The 274-nt window shown below is 44.2% G+C and carries 1 protein-coding gene; it reads left to right on the top strand.

From position 1 onward, the window contains the following. On the top strand, positions 1 to 263 hold a 263-nt coding region (locus Q5762_RS38340), incomplete at its 5' end, for a transposase (protein WP_315896938.1). Positions 264 to 274 lie beyond the last annotated feature (11 nt).

Below are 274 nucleotides of genomic sequence, written 5' to 3'. Positions count from 1 at the left end.
CCGCCATCAGCCTGTGTACGCCGCCTAAACGTAATCAAAAGACCGAAAAACCTTTTCCTGCCGTTTACCGCAAGGCAAGGAAGCGCATAGAAACCTTGTTTTCTCAATTGTGCGATCAATTCATGATTCGTAGAAATTATGCCAAGTCATTTGCGGGGTTGGCCACCCGCGTGGTTGCAAAAATAACCGCTTTAACCATTATTCAGTTACACAACAAAAACTTGGGAAGAAATATTAATCGACTGAAAATGGGATTCCCCTAAATGCGCAACGG

The organism is Streptomyces sp. P9(2023) (genome assembly GCF_032436795.1).
Lineage (GTDB): Bacteria > Actinomycetota > Actinomycetes > Streptomycetales > Streptomycetaceae > Streptomyces.
The sequence above is the reverse complement of the archived record's forward strand: the minus strand, read 5'-3'. Positions and strand labels throughout refer to the sequence as shown.